22 protein-coding genes are annotated in these 25,979 nt (G+C 37.8%); 2 read left to right on the top strand and 20 right to left on the bottom strand.

Annotated features, from left to right (window positions below):
- Positions 1-25: 25 nt before the first annotated feature.
- From recG to H280_RS0100755, 3 genes are all read right to left on the bottom strand, one after another.
- On the bottom strand, positions 26-2,074 hold the full coding sequence (recG, locus tag H280_RS0100745) for an ATP-dependent DNA helicase RecG (RefSeq protein WP_020059190.1): 2,049 nt from the start codon (positions 2,072-2,074) through the stop codon (positions 26-28).
- Positions 2,075-2,570: 496 nt separating this feature from the next.
- Complete coding sequence (locus H280_RS0100750) at positions 2,571-4,247, bottom strand: DAK2 domain-containing protein (RefSeq protein WP_020059191.1); 1,677 nt, start codon at positions 4,245-4,247, stop codon at positions 2,571-2,573.
- A 22-nt stretch (positions 4,248-4,269) separates the two neighbouring features.
- Positions 4,270-4,632, bottom strand: a complete 363-nt coding sequence (locus H280_RS0100755) for an Asp23/Gls24 family envelope stress response protein (RefSeq protein WP_000021111.1) — start codon at positions 4,630-4,632, stop codon at positions 4,270-4,272.
- A 377-nt stretch (positions 4,633-5,009) separates the two neighbouring features.
- Between H280_RS0100755 and rpmB the strand changes: the two genes are divergently transcribed.
- The gene (gene rpmB, locus H280_RS0100760) at positions 5,010-5,198 is read left to right on the top strand and encodes a 50S ribosomal protein L28 (protein ID WP_000124776.1); all 189 of its coding nucleotides are present in this window, start codon (positions 5,010-5,012) and stop codon (positions 5,196-5,198) included.
- A 71-nt stretch (positions 5,199-5,269) separates the two neighbouring features.
- Here rpmB and spoVM read toward each other — a convergent pair whose 3' ends face one another.
- The 17 genes from spoVM to H280_RS0100845 all read right to left on the bottom strand — a co-directional run bounded on the left by spoVM (position 5,270) and on the right by H280_RS0100845 (position 23,836).
- Positions 5,270-5,350 carry a stage V sporulation protein SpoVM gene (gene spoVM, locus H280_RS22915; protein WP_020059192.1) on the bottom strand — a complete coding sequence of 27 codons (81 nt, stop codon included), beginning with the start codon at positions 5,348-5,350 and terminating at the stop codon, positions 5,270-5,272.
- A 66-nt stretch (positions 5,351-5,416) separates the two neighbouring features.
- Complete coding sequence (locus H280_RS0100770) at positions 5,417-6,058, bottom strand: thiamine diphosphokinase (RefSeq protein WP_020059193.1); 642 nt, start codon at positions 6,056-6,058, stop codon at positions 5,417-5,419.
- A gap of 284 nt (positions 6,059-6,342) precedes the next feature.
- On the bottom strand, positions 6,343-6,987 hold the full coding sequence (gene rpe, locus H280_RS0100775; RefSeq protein ID WP_020059194.1) for a ribulose-phosphate 3-epimerase: 645 nt from the start codon (positions 6,985-6,987) through the stop codon (positions 6,343-6,345).
- 2 nt (positions 6,988-6,989) lie between these two features.
- Entirely contained in the window at positions 6,990-7,871 is an 882-nt protein-coding gene (rsgA, locus tag H280_RS0100780) for a ribosome small subunit-dependent GTPase A (protein WP_020059195.1), read from the bottom strand.
- 347 nt (positions 7,872-8,218) lie between these two features.
- A complete protein-coding gene (pknB, locus tag H280_RS0100785; RefSeq protein ID WP_020059196.1) occupies positions 8,219-10,180 on the bottom strand; it encodes a Stk1 family PASTA domain-containing Ser/Thr kinase in 1,962 nt (653 codons plus the stop codon).
- 8 nt (positions 10,181-10,188) lie between these two features.
- Positions 10,189-10,941: a Stp1/IreP family PP2C-type Ser/Thr phosphatase gene (locus H280_RS0100790; RefSeq protein ID WP_028411047.1), complete on the bottom strand. Its 753-nt coding sequence runs from the start codon at positions 10,939-10,941 to the stop codon at positions 10,189-10,191.
- Between the two features lie 4 nt (positions 10,942-10,945).
- Complete coding sequence (gene rlmN / locus H280_RS0100795) at positions 10,946-12,034, bottom strand: 23S rRNA (adenine(2503)-C(2))-methyltransferase RlmN (RefSeq protein WP_020059198.1); 1,089 nt, start codon at positions 12,032-12,034, stop codon at positions 10,946-10,948.
- A gap of 4 nt (positions 12,035-12,038) precedes the next feature.
- Positions 12,039-13,373 (bottom strand): 16S rRNA (cytosine(967)-C(5))-methyltransferase RsmB, encoded by a 1,335-nt coding sequence (gene rsmB, locus H280_RS0100800; RefSeq protein WP_020059199.1) that lies wholly within the window; start codon positions 13,371-13,373, stop codon positions 12,039-12,041.
- A complete protein-coding gene (fmt, locus tag H280_RS0100805) occupies positions 13,370-14,314 on the bottom strand; it encodes a methionyl-tRNA formyltransferase (protein ID WP_020059200.1) in 945 nt (314 codons plus the stop codon). The genes rsmB and fmt overlap by 4 nt, the downstream gene beginning before the upstream one ends.
- Positions 14,315-14,330: 16 nt before the next feature.
- Positions 14,331-14,807 carry a peptide deformylase gene (gene def / locus H280_RS0100810; RefSeq protein WP_020059201.1) on the bottom strand — a complete coding sequence of 159 codons (477 nt, stop codon included), beginning with the start codon at positions 14,805-14,807 and terminating at the stop codon, positions 14,331-14,333.
- Positions 14,808-14,981: 174 nt separating this feature from the next.
- Positions 14,982-17,387, bottom strand: coding sequence for a primosomal protein N' (gene priA, locus H280_RS0100815; protein WP_020059202.1), 2,406 nt, complete (start codon positions 17,385-17,387; stop codon positions 14,982-14,984).
- Positions 17,384-18,589 carry a bifunctional phosphopantothenoylcysteine decarboxylase/phosphopantothenate--cysteine ligase CoaBC gene (gene coaBC / locus H280_RS0100820; RefSeq protein ID WP_020059203.1) on the bottom strand — a complete coding sequence of 402 codons (1,206 nt, stop codon included), beginning with the start codon at positions 18,587-18,589 and terminating at the stop codon, positions 17,384-17,386. The genes priA and coaBC overlap by 4 nt, the downstream gene beginning before the upstream one ends.
- Before the next feature lie 378 nt (positions 18,590-18,967).
- Positions 18,968-19,180, bottom strand: a complete 213-nt coding sequence (rpoZ, locus tag H280_RS0100825; protein ID WP_020059204.1) for a DNA-directed RNA polymerase subunit omega — start codon at positions 19,178-19,180, stop codon at positions 18,968-18,970.
- A gap of 1 nt (position 19,181) precedes the next feature.
- Positions 19,182-19,799, bottom strand: a complete 618-nt coding sequence (gene gmk / locus H280_RS0100830) for a guanylate kinase (RefSeq protein WP_028411048.1) — start codon at positions 19,797-19,799, stop codon at positions 19,182-19,184.
- Positions 19,800-19,812: 13 nt separating this feature from the next.
- A complete protein-coding gene (gene remA / locus H280_RS0100835; RefSeq protein ID WP_020059206.1) occupies positions 19,813-20,076 on the bottom strand; it encodes an extracellular matrix/biofilm regulator RemA in 264 nt (87 codons plus the stop codon).
- A gap of 66 nt (positions 20,077-20,142) precedes the next feature.
- Complete coding sequence (locus H280_RS0100840) at positions 20,143-21,018, bottom strand: YicC/YloC family endoribonuclease (protein ID WP_020059207.1); 876 nt, start codon at positions 21,016-21,018, stop codon at positions 20,143-20,145.
- Positions 21,019-21,115: 97 nt separating this feature from the next.
- Entirely contained in the window at positions 21,116-23,836 is a 2,721-nt protein-coding gene (locus tag H280_RS0100845; RefSeq protein ID WP_020059208.1) for a calcium-translocating P-type ATPase, SERCA-type, read from the bottom strand.
- Between the two features lie 100 nt (positions 23,837-23,936).
- Here H280_RS0100845 and H280_RS0100850 point away from each other — a divergent pair, with 100 nt between their 5' ends.
- Positions 23,937-25,646, top strand: a complete 1,710-nt coding sequence (locus H280_RS0100850; RefSeq protein WP_020059209.1) for an Rqc2 family fibronectin-binding protein — start codon at positions 23,937-23,939, stop codon at positions 25,644-25,646.
- Positions 25,647-25,979 lie beyond the last annotated feature (333 nt).

A 25,979-nucleotide genomic window follows, 5' to 3' on the forward strand; every position in this document is an offset into this window, starting at 1 on the left:
GCAACATTTTTTTACGTCTCGCGCTTTAATCCAGCTTTTCTCCTTGAAAAACACCTGATTTCTCTAAATACCTTCGCAGCATTTCATACTGTTCGCTTTGCCAAAAAGCAGTCGAATCAACAAGTAGCGCAGCGTCTTGCCTTGCTGTTTCTAACGCCCGATAATCGTGTACCATATCAGCTAATTTAAATTCAGGTAAACCACTTTGCTTACTCCCAAAGAAATCTCCAGGACCACGCAATTCTAAATCTTTTTCCGATAAGACAAATCCATCATTTGTCTCTGTCATAATACGCATGCGTTCTTTTCCTGTTTCCGATTTCGGATCAGCAATTAAAATACAATAAGATTGTTCACTTCCACGTCCCACACGACCACGAAGTTGGTGAAGTTGCGATAACCCAAAACGTTCTGCATCATAAATAACCATCGTTGTTGCATTCGGTACGTTCACACCAACTTCTACAACCGTTGTCGAAATAAGAATTTGTACTTTATTTTCACTAAACTGATGCATTACTTCATCTTTCTCCTGAGAAGAAAGACGGCCATGCATCAGACCAACTTGAAATTTCCCTTGATAATGATGAGTCAACATACTATGCAAATCAATTGCATTTTGCACATCCAGTTTCTCTGATTCTTCAATTAATGGACAAATGACATACGCTTGTCGTCCTTTTTTTACTTCTTTCTCTACAAATCCAAGAACACGTTCAAACATATCATGTTTCGCCCAGTATGTTTCAATGACTTTGCGCCCTGCCGGCATCTCATCAATAATGGATACATCCATTTCACCAAACGCAGTAATTGCTAATGTACGAGGAATTGGTGTTGCTGTCATAAATAAAACATCGGGATTTTCACCTTTTTCCCTTAACACACGACGCTGCGCTACACCGAAGCGATGTTGTTCATCCGTAATTACAAGCCCCAGCCTGTGAAATATGACTTCATTTTGAATTAAAGCATGCGTTCCAACGAGAATATCAATTTCTCCTTGTTCTAGTCTAGCTAGTATCTCGCGGCGACGCACTCCCTTTACAGAGCTTGTTAATAATTCAATGTTCATATTAAAATGAGAAAATATAGATACTAAAGATTGATAGTGCTGCTCTGCTAAAATTTCTGTCGGTACCATTAATGCCCCTTGATATCCAGCTAATTTGGCAGCATACAAAGCAATCGCAGCCACTACCGTTTTCCCAGAACCTACATCACCTTGTAGTAAACGATTCATTCGATACGGGGACTGCAAATCTTTCATAATTTCTGTAACAACACACTGCTGCGCATTCGTTAACGGAAAAGGAAGAGCTCCAATAAACTCTTCTAATTGTTTAAGAGATATATCTTTTTTTGTTCCCTTCGAACTTTCTCGCTCCATTTTGCGAAGCGCTTGCATCTTCAATTGGAACAAGAAAAACTCTTCATATACGAAGCGGCGACGCGCCTGTTTCATATCTTCTTGTCCACTAGGAAAATGCAAGGCATATAGTGCTTCATAACGAGATAATAACTTATAACGCGATAACAACCCTTCTGGTAACACTTCTGTCACAAAAGAACCATACTCTTTAAACGCCCCTGCAATAAAGCGACGCATTTGTTTTACCGTCAATTTCCCTTTAACTGAATATACTGGTTCTACTTCTTGTTTACGAACAACCGGCCCAAAGTGAAGTTCAGATACCGAAATCGTTTGACGATGTTGATCCCATTTCCCAGAGATTGTTACCGTTTCATCAATATTTAATTTCTGTTTATAGTAGGGTCTGTTAAAACAAACAGCTGTAATTAAATAACGCCCAACGAGAACACGTACAGTAAGACGAGATTTCTTCTTTCCATAATATTGCAGTAGAGGTTCGCTATGTACTTTCCCTTCCACAGTTACTCGTTCTTCATGTTTAACTTCAGCCAAATCTTTCATCGCATAGTCTTCATAACGATATGGAAAATGCTCTAGTAAATCAGAAACCGTAAAAATCCCCATCTCATTTAGTAATACAGCTGTTTCTTCTCCAATCCCTTTCACATCCGTAATTGGAATTTGCACCACTTCATTCAAGATCTTCACGCCCCGTCAAATCTTATTCCTAATTTCATATATAACACACAGCTTCTGTACTTGGAGGTTATATATCAACAATTGATTACGTATTTCTATTTTCACGTGGAATACGCAATCAATATCTCTCCTATTCTACCATAGCATCAAGAAAGCAGAGTAGTCATTTCACCTTTCCCTATTCTTACATACATTCATTTTCATTTTTTAACAAATAAGTCCTACTATGCAAAATACAAAATAGTCTGTACTCGCTTTCTCTTTTTGTTTTAAACCTTTCATATGGTCAAAACCCTTTGATCGTTTTTATGCATAGGCAGCTCCCCAAATTGCTTTAACGAACCATAAGCTAGGGATAAAGAGAACTTTACCACCAAAAGAAAGAGAGCCTCACCGCATCTGCTAGCAAGGCCCTCTCATCATTTATATTTGTTCATCTCATAATAGAGTAATCACATTTTAAACAGAAATAAAACTTCATAATAAAGGTTTCACTTTATTCTACAGAAAAAATGAAAGAATATAAAGGTTGATTTCCATTATGAACTTCCACTTCTACATCTTCAAATTTTTCTTCTACAAATGTTACTAATGCATCTACTTCTGCTTCTGATGCATCTTCACCCTGTAAAATTGTTAAAATTTCTGCATCTTCATCAAGCATATTTTCTAACAGTTTTTTCGCAGCTGTAATTTTCTCTACATCTGTAGATACAATTTTCCCATCTGCAATGCACATGAAGTCGTCTTTATTAATTGTGACACCATCAATTTCTGTATCACGAACTGCATACGTGATTTGGCCTGTTTTCACATGAGCAAGCGCTTCGTTCATTTGCACTTCGTTTTCTTCAAGAGTTCCTGCTGGGTTGAACGCAAGCATTGCTGCCATACCTTGTGGAACTGTTTTTGAACGAACAACAATTACTTCTTGGTTCACTACAGAAGCCGCTTGCTCTGCAGCCATTACAATATTACCATTGTTTGGTAATATAATAACTTTTTCTGCATTCGCCTCTTCAATTGCTTTTACAATATCTTCTGTACTTGGATTCATCGTTTGACCGCCTTCAATGACTTGCGTTGCACCGATGCTTTCAAACAATTTTTTAATACCAGAACCCATTGCCACTGTTACAATTCCATAAGGCTGTTTTTCTGCAGGGTGTTGTACTTCTACATGCATTGCCGCAGGCTCATCTAATAAAGCAGTATGTTGTTCACGCATATTCTCTACTTTAATTTTGATTAAACTTCCATAACGTTGTCCGTAGTTCATCGCATCTCCAGGATGCTCAGCGTGAATATGAACTTTTACGATTTCATCATCAGATACAACAAGCAATGAATCTCCATACACACTAATCTCTTCACGGAATTTTTGCTCAGAGAAATTATGTTCTTTCATTTTCTCTTCGTCTAACTTAACCATAAACTCTGTGCAGTAGCCGTATTTAATATCCTCTGTACTCAATTGGCTTTGTACACTGCGGTGATGTTCTGCACGTACCATTTCGTTCATAGATGATTGTGTTGGTGCATTCGAGGCGATTGTTTCACCTTTTAAGTCTGCTAAAAATCCTTCATAAACGACAACAAGACCTTTCCCACCGCTATCTACAACACCAACTTGCTTTAATACAGGTAATAAATCAGGTGTACGATTTAATGATGCATTTGCTTCATTCACAACTTCTTCCATAAATGAAACAAAGTCGCGCTGTTTTTTCGCAACTGTGACTGCATGTTTACTCGTTTCCCTTGCAACTGTTAAAATTGTTCCTTCAATCGGCTTCATAACCGCTTTATATGCGGTTTCTACGCCCGCTTCTAATGCATCAGCAAAATCAATGGTTGTTAATTCTTCTTTTTGCTCAATAGATTTTGAAAAACCACGGAACAACTGAGATAAAATAACACCCGAGTTACCACGCGCTCCCATTAACAATCCTTTGGCTAAACTTGCTCCGACTTTACCAGCATGTTGTGAAGGATTTCCTTTCACCTCACGCGCTCCTGAAGTCATCGATAAGTTCATATTTGTACCCGTATCGCCATCTGGAACTGGAAAAACGTTTAAAGCATCAACAAGTTGAACATTGTTTGTTAAATTATTTGCTCCTTGTATAATCATTTGTGACAAACGTTTTCCATCAATTTTTTGAATTGACACAGTTCTTCCTCCTTAATGCACATTACAAGTTTATTACTTTAACTCCTTGTACGTAGATGTTTACAGAATCTACTGCTAGTCCTACCGTTTGATCAAGTGTATATTTCACTTTCGTTTGGACGTTATGTGCTACCTCTGAAATTTTTGTACCATAGCTCACGATAATATACATATCAATATGTACTTCATCTTCGTCTTTACGAACAATAACGCCTCTAGTGAAGTTCTCTTTTCGTAAAATTTCTGTCAAGCCATCTTTTAATTGGTTTTTAGAAGCCATACCGACGATGCCGTAACAGTCTACTGCAGCGCCTCCAGCAATTGTTGCAATTACATCTGTACTAATATCAATTTGACCGTACTTTGTCTTAATTTCAATTGACATCTCGTTTCCCCCTTCTGAAATGGTGAAAGTGAGCTAGACTACTTTATTTACTATAATATAATCTTTTTAAAGAAAATTCCATCGTTCTTTCTTTTCGCTCTCACATTTATATAATTAAAACAGCACTTTTTTATGGTGAGCAAAATAGTCCATTGTTATTATACAACATATACCACTACAATATGTCAAGTGCTTTTTCTTGATTTTAGCTTTTGATTTCTTACATATAGTGTCAAGTAATTTTTCTTGATTTCTTTTTTATACACTGTTGCATTCTCTATTTAGTTGTGTTAAATTATAGTAGTGTTTTTAGCATCGCATAAAAGACTAACATTGAAAATTACGTAGGTTACGGTAGTTAAGGGAGGGAAATATAGATGGCTCGTGTTTGTGCTATTACTGGAAGAAAAGCTCGTTCTGGTAACTCTCGTTCTCACGCAATGAACGCTACAAAACGTAAATGGGGCGCTAACCTTCAAAAAGTTCGCGTACGCATTGACGGTAAAGTTCAACGTGTTTACGTTTCTGCTAGAGCATTAAAATCTGGCAAAATCGAACGTGTTTAATAATAAAAAAGAGAGCCTGTTGGCTCTTTTTTTATTATGCTCATGAAAAAAGCACCGATAATAGGTGCTTTTTATCCTTTTTTAAAAGTATTCAATACCGCGCGAACAATTCCACCAAGAAATTTCGGTAACTTAATTGTATAAAATCTCATGGTTTCCCTCCTACCCCCCATTACTCCACTTGTTTACTATATGATGCAAAGAGCAAAAGTATTTCTTCAATCAGTGCTTCTTATCACCATTAATATGCCAGAAGTAAATGAAAAAGTACCTTTTTCCACAACGAGTTCATTACTAACACAAAGTGTCGATCCCCATTTTATCGTTTTATCAGTAAGTGGATATTTAAAGCCACGAAGTGTAATTCCCGTTACTATTTCTGTCACTGGAACAAAAGATATGTAAGGAAATGATGAATTTTCTTTAATTGTATATGTACCGGATTCCTTAACTGAAATTTCATTTTTATAATCTACAATGCTTATATTGGTATTAGATTGTAAACCTTTTATTAACATTTGAATGTTTGCTAAACTATGATCCATTCTTCCACCTGTTGCACCAAAAATACGAATTTGTTCTGGTTGTTGTTTTAAAGCCCAGTTAATCGCAATCTCTAAATCAGTTTGATCCTTTTCTTTAGGAACAATATGCAAATCATGTTTCTGCTTTTGCATCCATACTAGTTCCTCTTTTGTAACCGAATCATAATCACCAAACGCTACTTCTGGCATAATTCCAAACTGTAACAAATGGTATACTCCGCGATCAACAGCTGCCCATACAATCTTTTCACTCTCATATTTGGAAAAATCTGCCCAGCACTCTACTGGACCCCCAGCTAAAATATGAATAATCACGTTCTCTCTCCTCCTATAGAAAAAAGGCAATCTGCTAATAGCTAGATTACCTTTTCTTTTTAAACAAAACTCCTATATATCCATTTAAATTTCCCGACATATAAACCACTGCTATGCAGAATAAAACATGGACGCTAACTTGCTTACTCCCTTTGTTTGAAACCTCGCATGCGGCAGGAATAGGCCCTGACCGCTTCTATGTACGGCCAGATGCTTTCGTCCCCCTAAAAAGAAAAGGTTTTTTTGTCGTTTTTTAACTTGTATATACATCTACCGCTACATTCTTATCCGCGAATCGCAGCAATTGCTGCTCCGCGATCTTTTTCATTATATACTGCAGATCCAGCAACAAGAACATTCGCTCCTGCTTCTACACATAGTTTTGCTGTTTCTGTATTCACGCCGCCATCAATTTCAATCTCTACTTGTAAATTACGTTCACGAATCATATCGGCAACTTGTTTAACTTTCGGCAATACAGAATGAATAAATTTTTGTCCGCCAAACCCCGGGTTTACAGTCATAAGTAGCACCATGTCGATATCTTCTAATATGTGTTCAATCACGGAAGCTGGTGTATGTGGATTTAAAACTACACCCGCTTTAATGCCTTGTGATTTAATTAATTGAATCGTACGATGTAAGTGCGAGCAAGCTTCTACATGTACCGTAATAATGTCCGCTCCTGCTTTCGCAAAAGCCTCAATATACTGATCCGGATTTTCAATCATAAGATGAACATCTAATGGTAAAGAAGTAATTGGGCGAATAGCTTCCACAATTAACGGTCCAATTGTAATGTTTGGAACAAAATGGCCGTCCATTACATCGACATGTATGTAATCTGCTCCGCCCTTTTCCACATCTTTAATTTCTTCTCCCAATCTTGAAAAATCTGCTGATAAAATCGATGGTGCAATTTTAATCATAATTAATACCTCGGCTTTCTCTCTCTAATTTCTTCAATAAATTGCACATAGTGCTCATAACGATAGCTTGTAATATTCCCTTTTTCTACCGCTTCTTTCACCGCACACTTCGGTTCAGAAAGATGTGTACAACCTCTAAATTTACAGTATTGACTCTGTTCTTTCAACTCTGGAAAACAATATGTGAGATCTTCTACTTCTATATCGATGAAATCGAGTGAACTAAATCCAGGTGTATCCGCTACAAGTCCACTCCCTACTTCAATTAATTCTACATGTCTTGTCGTATGCTTACCTCGTCCTAAATGAGCTGAAATCCCACTCGTTTTTAGCGCCAAATCTGGACGCAATACATTTAAAAGCGAAGATTTACCTACACCAGATTGACCTGCTACAACGGAAACACATCCTTCTAAAAATGGCTTTAACACTTCTATACTTTCTGATGTAGTCGTTGAAGTGAATACAACATCATATCCAATTTCCATGTAATCCTTTGCATATGCTTCAATCGTTTCACGTGTTTTCACATCTACTAAATCCATCTTACTAATACATATAATCGGTTTAATACTATGAAATTCAATTAAAGCTAAAAACCGATCTAATAATAATGGATTGAATTCTGGCTCAACAGCCGAAAACACAAGAAGTGCTTGATCAATATTCGCAATCGGCGGACGCACAAGCTCATTTTTTCGTTCTAATATTTCTAGAACATACCCTTCACTCGGATTATCAGCTTGAAATACAACTTGATCACCAACAAGCGGTGTAATTTTATGCTTACGAAATACGCCACGTCCTCGGCACTGTGTAATCTCTTCTTCATGCTGCACATAGTAGAACCCACTTAAAGCTTTTATAATTTTTCCTTCTGGCATACATTCTCTCCTTTATTTATCTTGTTCTAAAAGACACAACAATAGCCCTTCATAATCTACTTTAGAACGAGATTCGTTCAACTCACCATTTATAATTTTTGTAACTACTCAGTCATACATTTTGGGATTTCCCCCATATTTCAGCATCTAGATTGCTGCCATGAAGATAAAAACGGACCTACAGTTTGCTACCTTTCTCTGTTTTAAAGCTTTGCGCGTGGCAGGAAAAGGCCCTGACCGCTTCTATGCATGGCCAGTCCCTCTCACCCATTTAAAAAGGTGCTTTTCTTCCTTTTTTTCATAGAGGGGCTGAGTAGTTACTAATTTTTTATAATAGACGTTTCACTTTATTGCGTTGGATACAAAACTTCTTTTTCAATCAAGGTCGTTCCGTCACGAACAATTTTGTAACGACCCTTTTTTCCCTCTTGAATAATAAACTCAAGAGAGACTGTCGTTGACTCTGTTATCGTTCTCGTTTCAAACGGTTTATCCATAGTATTTTGCATATCTTCTTTATATATTTCAATTTTTTGTGGTGTTTTCTCTCCAGTTGCTGGCCCTTGATACTGAATTGGAATATTGTCAACTTTTACGATTTTTGTTGGTTTTTCTTTCTGTCCTTCAGAGACCGTAATCGTTACTTTTGCCCCTTCTTTTAAATTCGTATCTGGCCTTGGTGATTGTGAAATAACAAGCCCTTTATCCACTGTATTGGAATATTCTCGTCTTATTTCCGGCACAAGTTTTTTTTCATTTAAATAGCTATTCACGCTATTTTCTGCCCAACCAGAAAAATCAACGAGTTGAATTTGTTTTGGCCCTTTACTAATCCATATCTTTACCTCTTGCTCTTTTTCAACAATAAGTTGTCCTGCTTCTGGACTTTGTAACACAATTTCATTTTGCGGCTTTTCACTTTCAATATAATCAGGAACAACCCCTTTATATGGAGTCAATTCATCTTTAATCTTCTCGTAATCTTTCCCTATCAAATTAGGCATTTTTTTCTTTTGCTTTCCACCAGATTGAAAAATTGTAATTTTTGTATTTTCTCGTACAACTCGCCCTGCCGCTGGACTTGTTTTAATAACCTTACCTTCTTCTACTTCATCTGTATATATAACTTGAGGTGACGTCAATTCGAATCCTTTAAGTGTATTCACTGCTTTTTCATATGTCATACCAGACACATCTGGCACTTTGACTTCCTTTGGAATGAAGAAACCTGGAATAACCGTCACTGCCAGTATTCCACAAACAACTAAAAATAGAAAGATCGTCAACAAAATTTTAAGCCAACGATTACTTTTTTTCTTTTTTTGTTCTTTTTCTGAATCGTCCTGCTGTTTTTTTTCTTTCGACTTTCCAGATAAAACAATTGTTTCTTCAGTATTTGTATTTAATAACTGTTCCTGCTGAATGATAGGAATCGCTTTTGTCGCTTCCATATCTTCTGGTATATGAAAAGGTTGTTCATTTATTCGCTCTGGATATAAAGCAGTTTCAATATCACGTTTCATTGCATTTACAGACTGATAACGATGAAACGGATCTTTCGCTGTTGCTTTTAAAATAATATTTTCTACACTTTGCGGAATATCAGGATTCCATCTTTTTGGAGATGGTGTTTCATTTTGTAAATGTTTCAGTGCAATAGAAACAGCAGATTCTCCAGAAAATGGCGGTCTTCCAGTTAATAGTTCAAACATTACAATCCCAAGAGAATAAATGTCTGATTGCTTATTCGCAACACCACCTCTTGCCTGTTCAGGAGATAAATAATGAACAGAACCAAGAACAGAATTTGTGTGTGTTATAGTGGTTGCACTTGTCGCAGTTGCGATTCCAAAATCTGTAACCTTCACAACACCATCATTTCGAACTAATATATTGTGAGGCTTAATATCACGGTGGACAATTTCAAAATGATGTGCATGAGCCATCGCAGCAGTTAATTGTTCCATAATAGCAATCGCTTCTTCTACAGGAAGAAGACCTCGCTGTTGTATATATTGCTTTAACGTTTGACCTGGTACATATTCCATAACAAGATAATAGATTCCATCTTCTTCTCCAACATCGTACATATTCACAATATTGGGATGCGATAACGTTGTAACTGACTGTGCTTCTCGATGGAAACGCTTAATAAATTCCTCATTATTTGAATAGTCAAGCCGCAACATTTTTACAGCTACATCACGATCGAGTATATCATCATGCGCCAAATATACATTGGCCATTCCCCCGCCGCCAATCATTTTAAGTAGCTTGTAACGATCATTTAGGCGTCTTCCAATCATCACGTTGTCATTCACCTACTTTCGTTCGCCGAGTCCGCATAATCAATAATGACAAGAGTAATATTGTCTTCTCCTCCAAAATCATTTGCAAGCTGCACAAGTTGTTGACTTTTCGTTTGCAAAGACTCATCAGATTGTAAAATTCCTTGCATATTATTCATTGCAACTTTATTAGATAATCCATCTGAGCAGAGCAACAACTGATCTCCCTCTTCTAACACTAAGGTTTTTACGTCTAATATAACGGTTTCTTCCGTTCCAAGCGCTCTAAGTAAAACATTTTTTCTCGGATGATATTCAGCATCTTCTTTGGAAATTTCTCCATGCCGAACGAGTTCATTTACAAGGGAATGATCTTCTGTAACAAGTGACATATAATCATCTGATAGCATATAACAGCGACTATCTCCAATATGACCAATTGTCACAAAATTATCCGTACATATCGCAGCAACGATTGTTGTTCCCATCCCACTACATTCTGAATGTTCTCCAGAATATTTGTATACTCGTTCATTAATAATTTGGGCATGATTATGTAACCATTGTTCTGCTTTTTTAGGCGTATTCATATTATACGTTTGTTTCCAGTAATCATGGAACAATTGGATTGCCATCGAGCTAGCAACATCGCCTGCTCGATGACCCCCCATTCCATCTGCTACAACCGCTAAAATATCACCATCTAAGTTACAAAATACTCCTGCACTATCTTCATTATGTTGACGAACTTTCCCTTTATCTGATAGAAACACGGTTTTCATCATCTCACCTCGTCTCTTCTTTGCGCTCCTTTGCACGCAATTGACCGCAGGCTGCATCAATATCATGACCTTGTTCGCGACGAATTGTTACGTTAACACCACGATCTTTTAATGTTTTTTCAAACAAGAAAATTTGTTCACGCGGCGTTCTCACATAGTCACGTTCTGGTACATAGTTAACTGGAATTAAGTTAACATGACACTTTACACCTTTTAACAGCCGAGCTAACTCTTCAGCATGTTCGACCTGGTCGTTTTCTCCGCCAAATAAGCCATATTCAAATGTAACGCGGCGTCCTGTTTTTTCAATGTAGTATTTAATAGCTTCCATTAAATCTGGCAGCTTGTACGCTCGGTTAATTGGCATTAATTTTGAACGAAGCTCTGTATTTGGAGCATGTAAAGAAACCGCAAAGTTAATTTGTATATTTTCTTCAGCAAACTTATAAATTTTCGGGATAATTCCACTTGTTGATACCGTCATATGACGCGCTCCAATGTGAAGTCCTTTTTCATGATTCACGATGCGTAAAAAGGCCATTAAACTATCATAATTATCAAATGGTTCTCCGATTCCCATCACAACAAGAGAGCTAACACGCTCATCTGTAGCGTCTAACTCACGTTGCACTTCGACAACTTGCGCAACAATCTCACCAGCTTCTAAATTACGTTTTAAGCCGCCAAGTGTTGATGCGCAAAACGTACAGCCAATTCGGCACCCAACTTGTGTTGTCACACAAATTGAATTTCCGTATTCATGGCGCATTAATACTGTTTCAATAGAATAACCATCATGCAGTTGAAATAAAAATTTAATCGTTCCATCTGAAGATGTTTGTTTTACTAATGTTTTTAAAGTTGTAATATCAAAGGAATTCGACAATTTTTCACGCAATCCTTTAGAAAGGTTGGACATATCCTCAAAAGTTGTTACCCTTTTTTTGTATAGCCAATCAAAAATTTGACCAGCACGGAATTTCGGTTCCCCTTGTTCTTTTAACCATTGTTCCATATCATGAAGCTGCAAGGAATAAATAGATGGCTTTTTTTCTTCCAATTCTTTTTTTTGTTTTTTTACAGTAGTTTCCATGATGCTACACCTTCTTTCTTAAACAAGCAATATAAAATCCATCCGTTGCAAAGTAATGCGGCAAAATTTGCACTCCACCTTTTCCTACATATGGATGCACAGCTTTTGGCAATCGGTCTTTCATTGTTGTATCCCATTCAAATTCAGAATGTAATTGTAAAAACTGCTCGATTACTTGTTCATTTTCTACTTTCTCAATTGTACACGTACTATAAACAAGGCGTCCTCCCTTTTTCAACAAAGGAGCTACCTTTTCTAAAATAGACAGTTGAATATTGGCAAGTCTTTCACTATCTTCTTTTTGTTTTCCCATTTTAATATCTGGCTTACGGCGAAGTACCCCAAACCCAGAACACGGCGCATCTACTAATACTTTATCAAAGCTCTCTTGTTCAAAATGCTCTTGTACTTTCCGTGCATCAAGTGCTTTTGCTTCGACATTTTCTAGTTGAAGACGCTTTGCCTGCTGCTGAATTAAACGTACTTTATGTGGGTGTAAATCAAGAGAAATAACTTTTCCCGTTCCTCCCAAACGTTCTGCAATATGCGTTGTCTTCCCGCCAGGAGCGGCGCAGCTATCTAGAATAATATCTCCTGCTTTCGGATCAAGCGCGCGAGCCACAAGCATAGAACTTTCATCTTGAATAGATAGAAATCCTTCTTGAAATGCTTCTGTATGAGCTAGATTCCCTTTTTCAATTTGAATCGCATCTTCCGATAAATCGCCATGCTTTGCTTGCAGCCCTTCTGTTTCTAACATTTTGAGCGCATCTTCTACAGACGTTTTCGCTACATTAACCCTGGCTGTTGGAACTGGCGGGAGTAAGTTTACTTCACACATTTGTCTTGCTGTTTCAATTCCGTATGCTTCTATCCACTCTTTTACAAGCCATTCTGGATGGCTTGTTGCAATAGCAAGGCGCTTTTCTGGACTTTTAATCTCATCTAGCGATAGAACTCCTTCACGCTGAATCGAACGAAGTACCCCATTCACAAGTCCAGCGATTCCTTTATGACCACGACGCTTCGCAATTTCAACTGCTTCATGAATGGCAGCATGCTCTGGAACACGATCTAAATACAGCATTTGATATAAAGAGAGACGAAGGAGTACTTTCACCCACAGTTCAATCTTTTTTCGTAAAAACGGCTGTAAATAATAATCAAGTGTATCACGTCGCTGGATTGTTCCGTATACAATTTCAGTTAACAAGCCAACATCTTTTTTATCAATGCTACTCTTTTCAATCAGGTTGTTTAAAAGCAAGTTGCTATATGCACCGCTTTTTTCAACTTGTACTAAACCGTCAAGAGCTAATTCACGAACATTTTGTTTCATGCGTCTTCTCCTAACTTCGTACCTATTTCAGGTTTTGTTCCACGTAAAAATTGTGAACAGTCCATGCGTTTTTTACCGGATGGTTGCAACTCCGTGATTTTAATTGCTGTTTCATTTCCTGTTGCGACAACGAAACCATCTTCTTCAATTGCAACAACTGCCCCAGCTTCGGCTCTATCTGTTACAGGAACTTTTTCTCCCCACCATACTTTTACAACTTGTCCTGCTAATGTCGTATAAGCTACTGGCCATGGATTTAAACCACGAATATGATTGTAGATTTCTTCTCCTGTTTTCGTCCAATCAATCTTTTCCTGCTCACGTTTAATATTATAAGCAAATGTTGCTTCTTCCTCATTCTGTTTAATTGGTTCTAATTTCCCTTGTATTAAAAGCGGCACCGTTTCAGATAATAACTGAGCTCCCGCAACGCTTAATTTATCAAATAATGAGCCGGTTGTTTCACGTTCGGTAATTTCCACTTCTACTTGCGTTAAAATATCACCAGCATCTAATTTTTCAACCATATACATAATCGTAATGCCTGTTTTTTCTTTTCCTTGCATAATTGAGTAATGAATAGGTGCACCGCCGCGAAGCTCTGGAAGTAATGAAGCATGGACATTAATACATCCATATTTCGGCGCTTCTAAAATTTCATTTGGTACAATTTGTCCAAATGCAGCTGTCACAATTAAATCCGGCTCTAATGCCAACACCTTTTCATATTCCTCTTTTTCACGAATCTTTAACGGTTGTAATACCGGAATACCATGTTTTTCTGCTTCAACTTTCACAGGCGTTGGGGTTAACACCTTTTTTCTACCTACCGGACGATCGGGCTGCGTTACAACCCCAATCACATCATATCCATCTTCAATAAGACGACGAAGCACCGGCACTGAAAAGTCCGGTGTTCCCATAAATACAACTTTCACCATTTGAAAAACTCTCCTTTTACATCTCTTCTAATTCATTTTCCTCATAATATCGCGTTACTTTAGATGTAAATAACACACCATGTAGATGATCGATTTCATGTTGAATTGCACGGGCCAAAAAGCCATCTGCTTCTAATAAAAACACTTTCCCGCGGCGATTTTGAGCACGTACTTTAATATACTCAGCACGGATTACATCACCAAAAAGTCCCGGAAAACTTAAGCAGCCTTCGGGACCTACTTGTTCACCACGTTGTTCTAATATAACAGGATTAATTAATTCAATTCTCCCGTTATCATCATCAATGTCCACAACAGCAACTTGCAGACTTACACCAACTTGCGGTGCTGCTAATCCAACACCATCTGCAATTAACATTGTTTCGTGCATATCTTTTAAAAGCTTCACTAACTTTTTATCAAAATTTATAACACGTTCACAAGGTGTTTCTAATACTTCATTTGGATGTTTTACAATTTCTAATGTTGCCATACTGCTCTCCTTTTCAACTTACGATCGAATTGAAATAAAGTGAAGCTTCCATCGATGGAGGCAGCCCACTTAACCGGGCGCATGCCAGCAGTAAGAGTACGGGCAGCGAATCTTTGCCTCCTACTAGTAACGGTTCCACTTTATTTTATCCATTTGCCTCTAAATTCAGCTTTGCTACATCAACATAGTTGGATTAAAATCAATCGAAATTTGCAAGTCTTTTTGCATTTCTGCTTGATAATGTTCATTTATCATTTTAAGCACGTACTTTAAGTTTGGTTCCCGTTTGTATTTTATCATGCATTGGTAGCGATATCTATCTTTTATACGAGGAATTGCCGAAGCAACCGGACCTAAGACCATCGTTTTCTGTGAACAATGTTGTCGTAAAAAACCAACAATTTTCTCTGTTACCTGCACTGCTTTTAATAATTCTGGATGAGATACTGTAACTAATGCGACATAATAATAAGGTGGATATTGCCGCATTTTCCTCATATACATCTCACGTTCAAAAAACACCTCATACTTCTGTTGTTTTGCTAATTCTATACTATAGTGCTCAGGTGTATACGTTTGAATAACTACTTCTCCTGGAAGTTCGTGACGTCCAGCTCGGCCGCTTACTTGTGTTAAAAGCTGATATGTTTTTTCACTCGCCCGAAAATCCGGCAAATGCAGCATTGTATCTGCTGTCAATACACCTACAAGCGTCACGTTTGGAAAATCAAGACCTTTCGCAATCATTTGCGTTCCAAGTAAAATATCTGCCTCTCCTGCCCCAAATGACTTTAGGAGCTTTTCATGCATCCCTTTACGACTTGTCGTATCCACATCCATTCGAATCACACGTGCTTCTGGGAACAATTTTGTAATTTCTTCTTCAACCTTTTGTGTCCCTGTCCCAAAGAAGCGGATATAGGTACTATTACAAGCAGGACAAGCATTCGGTAAATTTTCCTCATAACTACAATAATGACATTTCAAGCGGTTATTCATTCTGTGATATGTAAGTGAAATATCACAGTGCGGGCATTGTACAACATATCCGCAATCACGGCACATAACAAATGTCGAATGCCCTCTTCGGTTTAAAAAAAGCACCATTTGTTCTTTTTTCTCTAATCGATCCGCTATCTTCTCATGAAGAAGCTGAGAAAACATAGAACGGTTGCCACCCCTAAGCTCTTCTCTCATATCAATAATCTCAACTGCCGGCAAATCCCGTTCATTCATCCGTTTTGTCATTGTAAGAAGTGTATATACACCTTTTTGGGCACGAGCAAACGATTCTAATGTAGGTGTAGCACTTCCTAATACAACTGAACAATTGTGATATTCTCCCCGCCGAATTGCAACAGAACGTGCATGGTAGCGTGGATTGTCCTCTTGTTTGTAACTCGATTCATGTTCTTCATCAATAATAATAATTCCTAAATTCTCAAATGGTGCAAAAATTGCTGAACGCGCGCCTACAACTACTTTGACTTCTTTCCGTAAGATTTTACGCCATTCATCATATTTTTCCCCAACAGACAATGCACTATGAAGAACAGCAACTTGCGAACCAAAACGCCCTTTAAAACGATCTACCATTTGCGGCGTTAACGAAATTTCAGGTACAAGTACAATCGCTTCTTTTCCTTTCCTGAGCACTTCTTCAATTGACTGTAAATAAACTTCTGTTTTTCCGCTCCCTGTGACACCGTACAGTAAAAACGTCTCATGCTGCTCTTCTGTAATAGAAGTTAAGATCGGTGCAATCACCTGTCGTTGCTCTTCTGTAAGCGGGAATGGTTTTGTGCGTTCAAAAGCATCATCGTCATACGGATTCCGGTATACTTCCACATATTTTTCAGCTAACAAACCTTTTTTCACAAGAGATTTAATGGGGGCATCCGTCATTTGCAATTCTTCCATTACTACTTTTAACGGTACAGACTGATAATGTTCCATGAAATAATACAATACATCTTGCTGCTTTTTACTCTTTAGATGAAAGGCCGTTTCCTCTAATTCTTCATAAGGCAAAACAGGTTGAATCATTTTTTGTTTTTTCTTTTGCCCTTTATCCTTTACTTCGTAAACAACTTCTAGAGTCCCTTTTGCAATTTCTGTTTGCACCGCACGATACAACTGCGGCCATTCATCAAGTACATTCCAGTCGATGCTTTCTTTTCCTTGAAAGAGCAATTTCACATTGGCCGCTATGTCTTCCGGTCTATGAAGACGTAGCTGTTTTTTATATGTCGCTTTAATTGCTGTTGGCAACATCACTTGAAATGCTGAAATTGTGAAACAAAGCGTTTCGTTTGTAAGCCAACTCCCAAGCTGCAACAATTCCTCATTTAATACAGGTGTAACATCTAACAATTCATGCAATGTTTTCAACTTGTTTACATCTACATCTACTGTATCTTTTATCCCAATGACAAATCCTTGTAATTTTCGTGGTCCAAATGGAACAACGACTCGCATACCCGTTTGAACAAGATCTTCCCAACGTTTAGGAATAATATAATCGAATGGCCTATCCGTTTGCCTTGCTGGAACATCGACAATTACACTTGCAAATTTCATGCAGGATCCTCTTCCAACATTTTTTCAACATGTAGTAAAATTTCTCTCGCTACTTCCAGCTTTGTTAATAGCGGCAATTCAACCACGGCGCCATTTCGTTTATACATTGTCACAATATTTGTGTCCGTACCAAATCCTGCTCCTTCTGCTTTTACATCATTCGCAACAATCATGTCAGCATTTTTTTTACGTAATTTTTTCGTTGCATACTCTTCAACGTTCGTCGTTTCTGCTGCAAAACCAATGAGTAATTGATGCTCTTTTCGCTCACCTAATGTTTTAAGAATATCTATCGTACGTTCCAATTCGATGATTGTATCGCCATTTTTCTTTTTCATTTTTTCATCATAAACGATTTTCGGCCGATAATCTGCAACGGCAGCTGTTTTAATCACAACATCCATACGAGAATAATGATATAAAACTGCCTCTAACATATCTTGTGCTGATTCCACTTGGATTGTCGTTACATTCGCAGGCGGTGTTAGCGCCGTTGGACCAGAAATAAGAATGACTTCTGCACCAAGATTTGCCGCAACTTCCGCAAGTGCATATCCCATTTTTCCAGAAGAAAAATTCGTCATAAAACGAACTGGATCAATTTTTTCACGTGTCGGTCCCGCCGTCACCAATATTTGTTTTCCTAGCAGCCACTTCTCTTCTGAAAAATGCTTTTCTAACATTGCTACAATGTTTTCTGGTTCTTCTAACCGACCTTTAGCAACATATCCGCAAGCTAAAAAGCCTTCTCCAGGCTCTATAAATGTATATCCTAACTGTTTTAGCGTTTGCATATTTTTTTGGACAACTGGATTTTCATACATATGAACATTCATCGCAGGTGCAATCCACACTGGTGCTATTGTTGCCAGAAGAGTCGTTGAAATCATATCATCTGCAAGACCATTTGCGAATTTGCCAATGATGTTTGCTGTCGCCGGTGCAACAAGTACAAGATCAGCCCAGTCTGCTAAATCAATATGAGCAATGACTGCTGAATCTTTTTCATCAAATGTATCTGTGTATACATCATGGCGAGAAAGCGCCTGAAATGTAAGTGGTGTAACAAACTTCATTGCCGACTCGCTCATTATTACTTTTACAAGCGCACCTGCCTGTGTTAACTTACTTGTTAGTGCAGCTGCTTTAAATACAGCAATGCCTCCTGTAACACATAAAAGTATTTTTTTCCCTTTTAACATAAGTCTCGTCCTCTTTCTTTCATGACTCCTATCGGAACTTCAAGTCACTTATCATCACAGCATACAAGTACAAGCTGTCGTTATTTTATATACTCCATGAATCCATTTTGATTTTTCGACATATAGATCGCTGCTATGCAGAATACAACATGACCGCCACTTGCTTTCTCCCTTTGTTTTAAACCTCGCATGTGGTAGGAAAAGGCCCTGACCGCTTCTATGCATGGCCAGATGCTCTCGCCCATCTAATAAGAAAGCTTTTATGTTGTTCTTTCATTTATCTATATCGTAAAAAAATAACAACCTACTTGTAAATAGGTTGTTACTGTTACATAGAAAAGTATAGTATCTATGCCTCTATTTGTCGAAAAGAAAGCTTTACTTTTGGTTGTTATCTTCACTTGGTTCGTAGTTTAATATTTGCGCATTAATTTCTTCTAATGCTTTGCCTACAAATTTATGAGATACTGGTCGCTCAACACCACAATCGTTATGCTCTTGCATTTCACGGGCGCGCTTTGCAGCTACTGTTACTAGCGTATACTTAGAATCAATTTTTTGTAACAATGAATCAATAGATGGGTTTAACATATTACATTTCCTCCGTCATTTCTTTATAATATTTTGCTACTCGCTCACGGCGACAATGTTCACCTATCACAATTGCATTAATACGTTCGCAAGCAAGTTCTACTTCATCGTTTTCTACTACGTAGTCATAAGCATCCATCATTTCGATTTCTTCTTTTGCTACTGTCAAACGATTTTGAATTACTTCTTCTGTTTCTGTGCCACGGCCCACAATTCGGTTTTTTAGTTCCGATAAACTTGGAGGAGCTAAAAAGATAAATACACCTTCCGGAAAAGCTTTCTTTACTTGAATTGCACCTTGCACTTCAATTTCTAAGAAAACGTCTTTCCCTTGTTGCAATGTTTGCTCTACATAATCAATTGGTGTTCCGTAATAGTTTCCAACAAACTCCGCCCATTCAAGCAGTTTATTATTTTCAATCATCTCTTCAAACTCTTCTCTCGGTTTAAAGAAATAATCAACACCGTCTACTTCTCCTTCACGCGGTTTACGCGTTGTTACAGAAATAGAATACTGTAAATTTGTATCTTCTTGACTGAACAATTCCTTTCGAACTGTTCCTTTTCCAACACCAGAAGGCCCTGAAAGAACAATGAGCAACCCTCTTCTACTTCTCATATATATGTTAAACCTACCCTTCGTCACTTAAATCTTCTTTATTGTTTAACCGATGTGCAATTGTTTCCGGTTGTATTGGACTTAACACAATATGTCCATCATCCATAACAATCACCGCTCGAGTTTTTCGACCATAGGTAGCATCAAGCAGCACATTTTGTTCGCGAGCTTCCTGTACTAACCTTTTAATCGGTGCTGATTCCGGACTTACAATGGAAATAATTCGATGTGCAGATACGATATTTCCATATCCAATATTTAAAAACCGCATGGCCATAATTTGCGCCTCCTAGTAAGTCTATCCGATTTCTCCCTCTCGTATAACTTCGTATACAATTGACAGCTACTCAATATTTTGTACTTGTTCACGAATTTTTTCAAGATTATTTTTCATTTCAACAACATATTTTGAAATTGTTAAGTCATTTGCTTTTGAACCAATTGTATTAATTTCACGATGCATTTCTTGTACGATGAAATCCAATTTCCTTCCAATTGGCTCTTTACTTTGCAGCGTCTCTTGAAATTGTTCTAAATGACTTTGTAAACGAACTAATTCTTCATGAATATCACAGCGGTCTGCAAATACCGCTATCTCTGTAAGTAATCGCTGTTCTTCTAATTCTTGATTATGTAATTCTTTCAAACGGTTTTCTAAGCGTTCACGATATTTTTGAATAACTGACGGCGCATATGGGACAATGGAACGCACACACGTGTAAATGCCTTGTAAACGATGCTCCAAATCTTTATGCAGTCGTTCTCCTTCACCATCACGCATCGTTTTCAACATACTAGCTGCGCGGCGAACTGCTTCATACAAACTATGTTCAAACGCTTCATTTACATTTTCAACTTCCTCAATTGCTGTCACTTCCGGCATAGCAATAAGCTGCTGTAATGTAATCGAATCCTGTAATTGAAATTTCCCCTTCGCTTCTTCCATAATGAGCTTGTATTGCTCTAAAAGGGACCAATCCACGCGTAATTTCCGTTCAACGAGTCCTTCCCCTTCAACAATAATCGACACTTCAATACGTCCGCGGCCTAATTGTTCTGCAATTAACTTGCGGATTTTATCCTCGAACACCATCATTTGCTTTGGAAGACGAATATTCATCTCTAAAAAACGATGGTTGACCGACTTCATTTCTACTGTAATTTGAAACGCATCACTTTCTACTTTTGCGCGTCCAAAACCTGTCATACTCGAAATCATTTTATCACATCCAAGCCATGATCTTACTCAATGAAAAAGGTAATAGAGACTCTACTCTACTACCTTCTCAAATTATAGCATACTTTTATGTCATTTACTATTTCAAGTTTACCCCTCTTTTATATACAATTGTTTTCTTCTTTTCTGACTTCCCAGTTAGTAAAGATCCTACTAATAAAAATGTTGGAATAGAAGAAAGCCCAACAATTAAGAGCCAATCTTTCGCTTGAATTGGCATCGTACTAAAAATCGGTTGCAACGGCGGATAATAGATCACTACTAGCATGAGTAAAATCGAAAGAATGACCGCTCCTACTAAGTACATATTCCCAAATGGATTACGGTGAAAGACAGAATGCTCACTGCGGCAATCAAACACATGAATAAGCTGAGCTAATACAAGTGTTGCAAAGGCAACTGTTTGCGCATACTTTAATTCATTTGGATGTTGATTGTATGCAATGATAAATGCTAAGAGTGTCATCGCACCGATTAAAAAGCCTCGGCTCACAATCTTCCATGCAAGTCCTCTCGCAAATACCCCTTCTTTTGGATGACGCGGTTTTCTTCGCATCACATCACCTTCTGCCGCATCAAGTCCGAGCGCCATCGCTGGCAACCCATCCGTCACCAAATTTACCCATAAGATTTGAATAGGTACGAGCGGCAATGGCAATGCTAATATCATTGCAAATAGCATAACTAAAATTTCGCCAACATTAGACGCAAGTAAATAACGAATAAATTTACGAATGTTTTCGTAAATGTTTCTTCCTTCTTTAATTGCCGCTTTTATAGTAGCAAAATTGTCATCTAATAACACAAGAGATGATGCTTCTTTCGCAACATCCGTCCCAGTAACCCCCATCGCCACACCAATATCTGCCGCTTTTATAGCAGGCGCATCATTCACACCGTCGCCGGTCATTGCCACAATATGATCTTTATTTTGCAGCGCCTTCACAATTTTCAATTTATGTTCTGGAGAAACACGTGCAAAGACATATGTTTCATCAACAATACCTTCTAATTCTTCAACCGACATGTTTGCAAGTTCGATTCCCTCTACAACACGACCGCCATGTGGTAAAATCCCAAGCTGCTCAGCGATCGCCATCGCTGTTACTTTATGGTCTCCTGTAATCATAATTGTTTTAATACCTGCATCTTTACATTCTTGCACCGCTTGCTTCACTTCCGGTCTTGGTGGATCAATCATTCCTTGCAATCCAATAAACATTAAATCTTGTTCTGCTTCTCGTTCCCCTTGCAAATGATCTGTTATTTTTAATGGTTTAAATGCAATTGCCATTGTACGAAGTGCTTGACTTCCTAAATGATGAATCGCCGCTTGTACTTCATTTCGATACAATTCCGTTAACGGCTGCTGTTTATTTCCCCATAAAATAGTTTGACTCATTTGTAATAAAACATCAGGTGCTCCCTTTGTTACTACAAATTTTTTCCCTGCCTTATCACGAACAATTACACTCATCATTTTCCTCGTTGAATCAAATGGAAATTCGTGAATGACTTCAAATTGATCCTTTATTCCTTCTCTTGAAATACCAGCCTTCATCGCTGCCGCAACGAGTGCGCCTTCTGTCGGATCACCATCTAATACATATGTTTTTTTCTTTTTCACGATATTTGCGTTGTTACATAGGCACCCAAATGTGAGAAGCTGATATAAAGAACGAACCGCTGACGGATTTATTTTCTTATCATCTTTCATAAATTCGCCTTTTGGTTCATAGCCTTGCCCCGTTACATTCCACGTTTCACCACTCGCCCATACATGTGTGACCATCATTTTATTTTGCGTCATTGTCCCTGTTTTGTCTGAACAAATGACAGATGCGCATCCTAAAGTTTCAACCGCAGGCAACTTTCTTACAATTGCTTTTTTCTTAATCATCCGCTGCACACCAAGTGAGAGTGCTACTGTCACAATGGCTGGCAATCCTTCAGGAATCGCTGCAACGGCAAGCGAAACACCTGCTAAAAACATATGGTACATTTCATTTCCTTGATAAACACCAACTAATACAACGAGTGCCGTTAAAATTAATGCAACAATAATTAAAATTTTGCCTAACTGTTCAAGTCTTCTCTGCAACGGCGTTTCATTTTGCTGTGCATTTTGCAGCATATTTGCAATTTGTCCCATCGCTGTATTCATTCCTGTTCCAATAACAACTCCAATACCGGATCCCCTCGTAATCATTGTTCCCATGAATGCCATATTTGTTTGATCACCAATTGAAACATCCGCGCCTTGCAGAACATCAATTCTCTTTTGGACCGGCACTGATTCTCCAGTTAATGCTGACTCTTCAATGTTTAGACTGGAAGCTTCAATGAGACGTACATCCGCACCGATACGATCCCCGCTTGAAAATTTAATAATATCTCCAAGCACAAGACCTTTCGAAGGAATCTTCAGCCACTTCCCATTTCGAAGTACAGTTACTTGCGGGGCGGCAAGTTCTTTTAATGCTTCCAGTGATTTTTCTGCTTTTCTCTCTTGAAAAAAGCCAAGAATTCCATTGATAATGACAATTGCCACAATCGCAATTGCATCCACATATTCTCCTAAAAAAGCAGAAATAATCGTTGCCCCAAACAAAACAAGTACCATAAAATCTTTAAATTGCGCCAAGAACACAACAAGTGCAGAAGGCCGCTTTGCTTCTTGCAATTCATTTGGGCCAAGTTTTTTCAGCCGAATTTCCACCTCTTGCTCCGTCAATCCTGTTTTTACATTTGTATTCGTTCGTTCTTCTACTTCATGTGCACGCAGTTCATACCAATTCATCTCGCTACCTCCTGATTGCAGACATACTCTAATGAAAGCTTATTCAGCCTCGTCCGAAAAAATGCTATAATTAACTTTTAGTGAGAAAGGAGTGTTCAACGTGGCATTCGATGGATTATTTACAAGAGCAATCACACATGAAATTTCAAACTCTCTTCAAACAGGAAGAATTTCAAAAATATATCAACCGTCAAAATATGAAATTTTATTACATATTCGGGCAAACGGAAAAAATCAAAAGTTACTTCTTTCCGCGCACCCAACATATGCACGGATGCATCTAACAACACAAAACTATGACTCCCCTGCATTACCGCCAATGTTTTGCATGCTTCTTCGCAAACATTTAGAAGGTGGATTCATTGAACAAATTGAACAAAATGAATTAGAACGAATGATTCAAATTACCATTCGCAGCCGTAATGAAATTGGTGATGAATCATTAAAAACATTAATCATTGAAATTATGGGACGTCATAGCAATATCATTTTAGTAGACTCTAAAACAAATATCATTTTGGATAGCTTAAAACACGTTTCTTTAGCGGTAAACCGTCACCGCACTGTATATGCCGGGGCTGAATATGTTGCACCACCAACGCAACAAAAAATCAATCCCATGCAAATTGAAACGCAAGAAGAATTTATCAGGCCGCTCGACTTTTTATCAGGAAATATGGATAAACAACTCGTAGGTGCTTTTACAGGAATCTCCCCATTATTTGCAAAAGAAGTAATTGCAAATGCTGGCATGGTAAATGAACAGACATTATCTGAAGCATTTTTCACATTACAAAAACCGCTCTTACAACATCAGTATACACCTTCCATGATTGTAGCAAATGGGAAAGAATTCTTTTATTTATTCCCACTTGCACACTTAAAAGGTGAAGAGAAAACATTCTCATCTATAAGTGAATTACTAGATCGATTCTTCTTTGGAAAAGCGGAGCGTGACCGTGTAAAGCAACAGGCCCATGATTTAGAACGGTTTATGCAAAATGAAAAAGCAAAAAATGTAAAAAAGTTAATTAAATTACAAAAAACGTTAGAAGACGCGGGCAAAGCAGATAAATATCAACTGTTTGGTGAATTACTTACAGCTAATATGTACGCTATGAAAAAAGGCGACAAAGAACTTGAAGTTATCAATTATTATGATGAAAATAGCGGCACTGTAAAGATTACTTTAGATCCACTGCGCACACCATCAGAAAATGCACAGCGTTATTTCCAAAAATATCAAAAAGCGAAGAATTCTATCGCAATCGTGGAAGAACAAATCGAAAAAACAAACGAAGAAATCATTTACTTTGACAGCTTACTCCAACAAATGGAAGCTGCTTCTTCTAAAGATATTGAGGAAATTCGCGAAGAACTAGCCGAAGAAGGATATATGCGGAATCGCAAGGCGAAAAACGTAAAGAAAAAACCATCTAAACCTATATTAGACAAATACATTTCAAGTGATGGAACAGAGATTTTAGTCGGGAAAAATAACAAACAAAACGATTATTTAACGAATAAACTTGCACGCCGGGATGAAATTTGGCTTCATACGAAGGACATTCCAGGATCCCACGTAGTCATCCGTTCATTAGAGCCAAGTGACGAAACATTAGTGGAAGCAGCAAAGCTCGCTGCCTACTTTAGTAAAGCAAAAGAATCGAGCTCAGTTCCAGTCGATTATACGAAAATTCGTCATGTGAAAAAGCCAAGCGGAGCAAAACTTGGGTTTGTGACATATGATAATCAACAAACAGTATATGTAACACCGGATGCAGACACAGTGATGAAATTAAAGGCTTAAAAATACGAAAAGAAGTTGTCCAAAAAAGTAGTAACTTAGGGCAACTTCTTTTTCATGAAAACCTTTTTCTGTCACACACAAGGGTTACAACAAAGAGCGAAAGCGAACTACATGTTGAAAAATTTTAATGAAACTTTAAAGATTCTCTATATTCCCTTACAAAAAAGATAGTTATTTCATTCATTTTTACACAATTACTTTTCTATCAAAAAATATAGACACAAACTCATCTTGTGTGTCTATATTTTTTGACAGAGATTTAATAAAACTCTTTTCACAGTAGATTTTTACTCCCCATTCATGCTGGATAAAATGTTGGCATTATTCTTGCTT

The sequence above is a fragment of the Bacillus sp. 123MFChir2 genome (assembly GCF_000383235.1).
In the GTDB taxonomy this organism is placed as follows: Bacteria; Bacillota; Bacilli; order Bacillales; family Bacillaceae_G; genus Bacillus_A.

What these genes read in the sequence shown, in the direction of transcription:
- rlmN (WP_020059198.1), bottom strand. Translation starts at nt 12,034, where the DNA reads ATGGAAACTACTGTAAAAAAACAAAAAAAAGAATTGGAAGAAAAAAAG.
- remA (WP_020059206.1), bottom strand. Translation starts at nt 20,076, where the DNA reads ATGGCCATGCGGTTTTTAAATATTGGATATGGAAATATCGTATCTGCA.
- rpoZ (WP_020059204.1), bottom strand. Translation starts at nt 19,180, where the DNA reads ATGTTAAACCCATCTATTGATTCATTGTTACAAAAAATTGATTCTAAG.
- rsmB (WP_020059199.1), bottom strand. Translation starts at nt 13,373, where the DNA reads ATGAAACAAAATGTTCGTGAATTAGCTCTTGACGGTTTAGTACAAGTT.
- def (WP_020059201.1), bottom strand. Translation starts at nt 14,807, where the DNA reads ATGGCAACATTAGAAATTGTAAAACATCCAAATGAAGTATTAGAAACA.
- rpmB (WP_000124776.1), top strand. Translation starts at nt 5,010, where the DNA reads ATGGCTCGTGTTTGTGCTATTACTGGAAGAAAAGCTCGTTCTGGTAAC.
- priA (WP_020059202.1), bottom strand. Translation starts at nt 17,387, where the DNA reads ATGAAATTTGCAAGTGTAATTGTCGATGTTCCAGCAAGGCAAACGGAT.
- gmk (WP_028411048.1), bottom strand. Translation starts at nt 19,799, where the DNA reads ATGAGAAGTAGAAGAGGGTTGCTCATTGTTCTTTCAGGGCCTTCTGGT.
- H280_RS0100790 (WP_028411047.1), bottom strand. Translation starts at nt 10,941, where the DNA reads ATGAAAACCGTGTTTCTATCAGATAAAGGGAAAGTTCGTCAACATAAT.
- H280_RS0100845 (WP_020059208.1), bottom strand. Translation starts at nt 23,836, where the DNA reads ATGAATTGGTATGAACTGCGTGCACATGAAGTAGAAGAACGAACGAAT.
- rpe (WP_020059194.1), bottom strand. Translation starts at nt 6,987, where the DNA reads ATGATTAAAATTGCACCATCGATTTTATCAGCAGATTTTTCAAGATTG.
- coaBC (WP_020059203.1), bottom strand. Translation starts at nt 18,589, where the DNA reads ATGTTAAAAGGGAAAAAAATACTTTTATGTGTTACAGGAGGCATTGCT.
- H280_RS0100755 (WP_000021111.1), bottom strand. Translation starts at nt 4,632, where the DNA reads ATGTCAATTGAAATTAAGACAAAGTACGGTCAAATTGATATTAGTACA.
- rsgA (WP_020059195.1), bottom strand. Translation starts at nt 7,871, where the DNA reads ATGCCAGAAGGAAAAATTATAAAAGCTTTAAGTGGGTTCTACTATGTG.
- fmt (WP_020059200.1), bottom strand. Translation starts at nt 14,314, where the DNA reads ATGGTGAAAGTTGTATTTATGGGAACACCGGACTTTTCAGTGCCGGTG.
- spoVM (WP_020059192.1), bottom strand. Translation starts at nt 5,350, where the DNA reads ATGAGATTTTATACAATTAAGTTACCGAAATTTCTTGGTGGAATTGTT.
- H280_RS0100840 (WP_020059207.1), bottom strand. Translation starts at nt 21,018, where the DNA reads ATGATTTCGAGTATGACAGGTTTTGGACGCGCAAAAGTAGAAAGTGAT.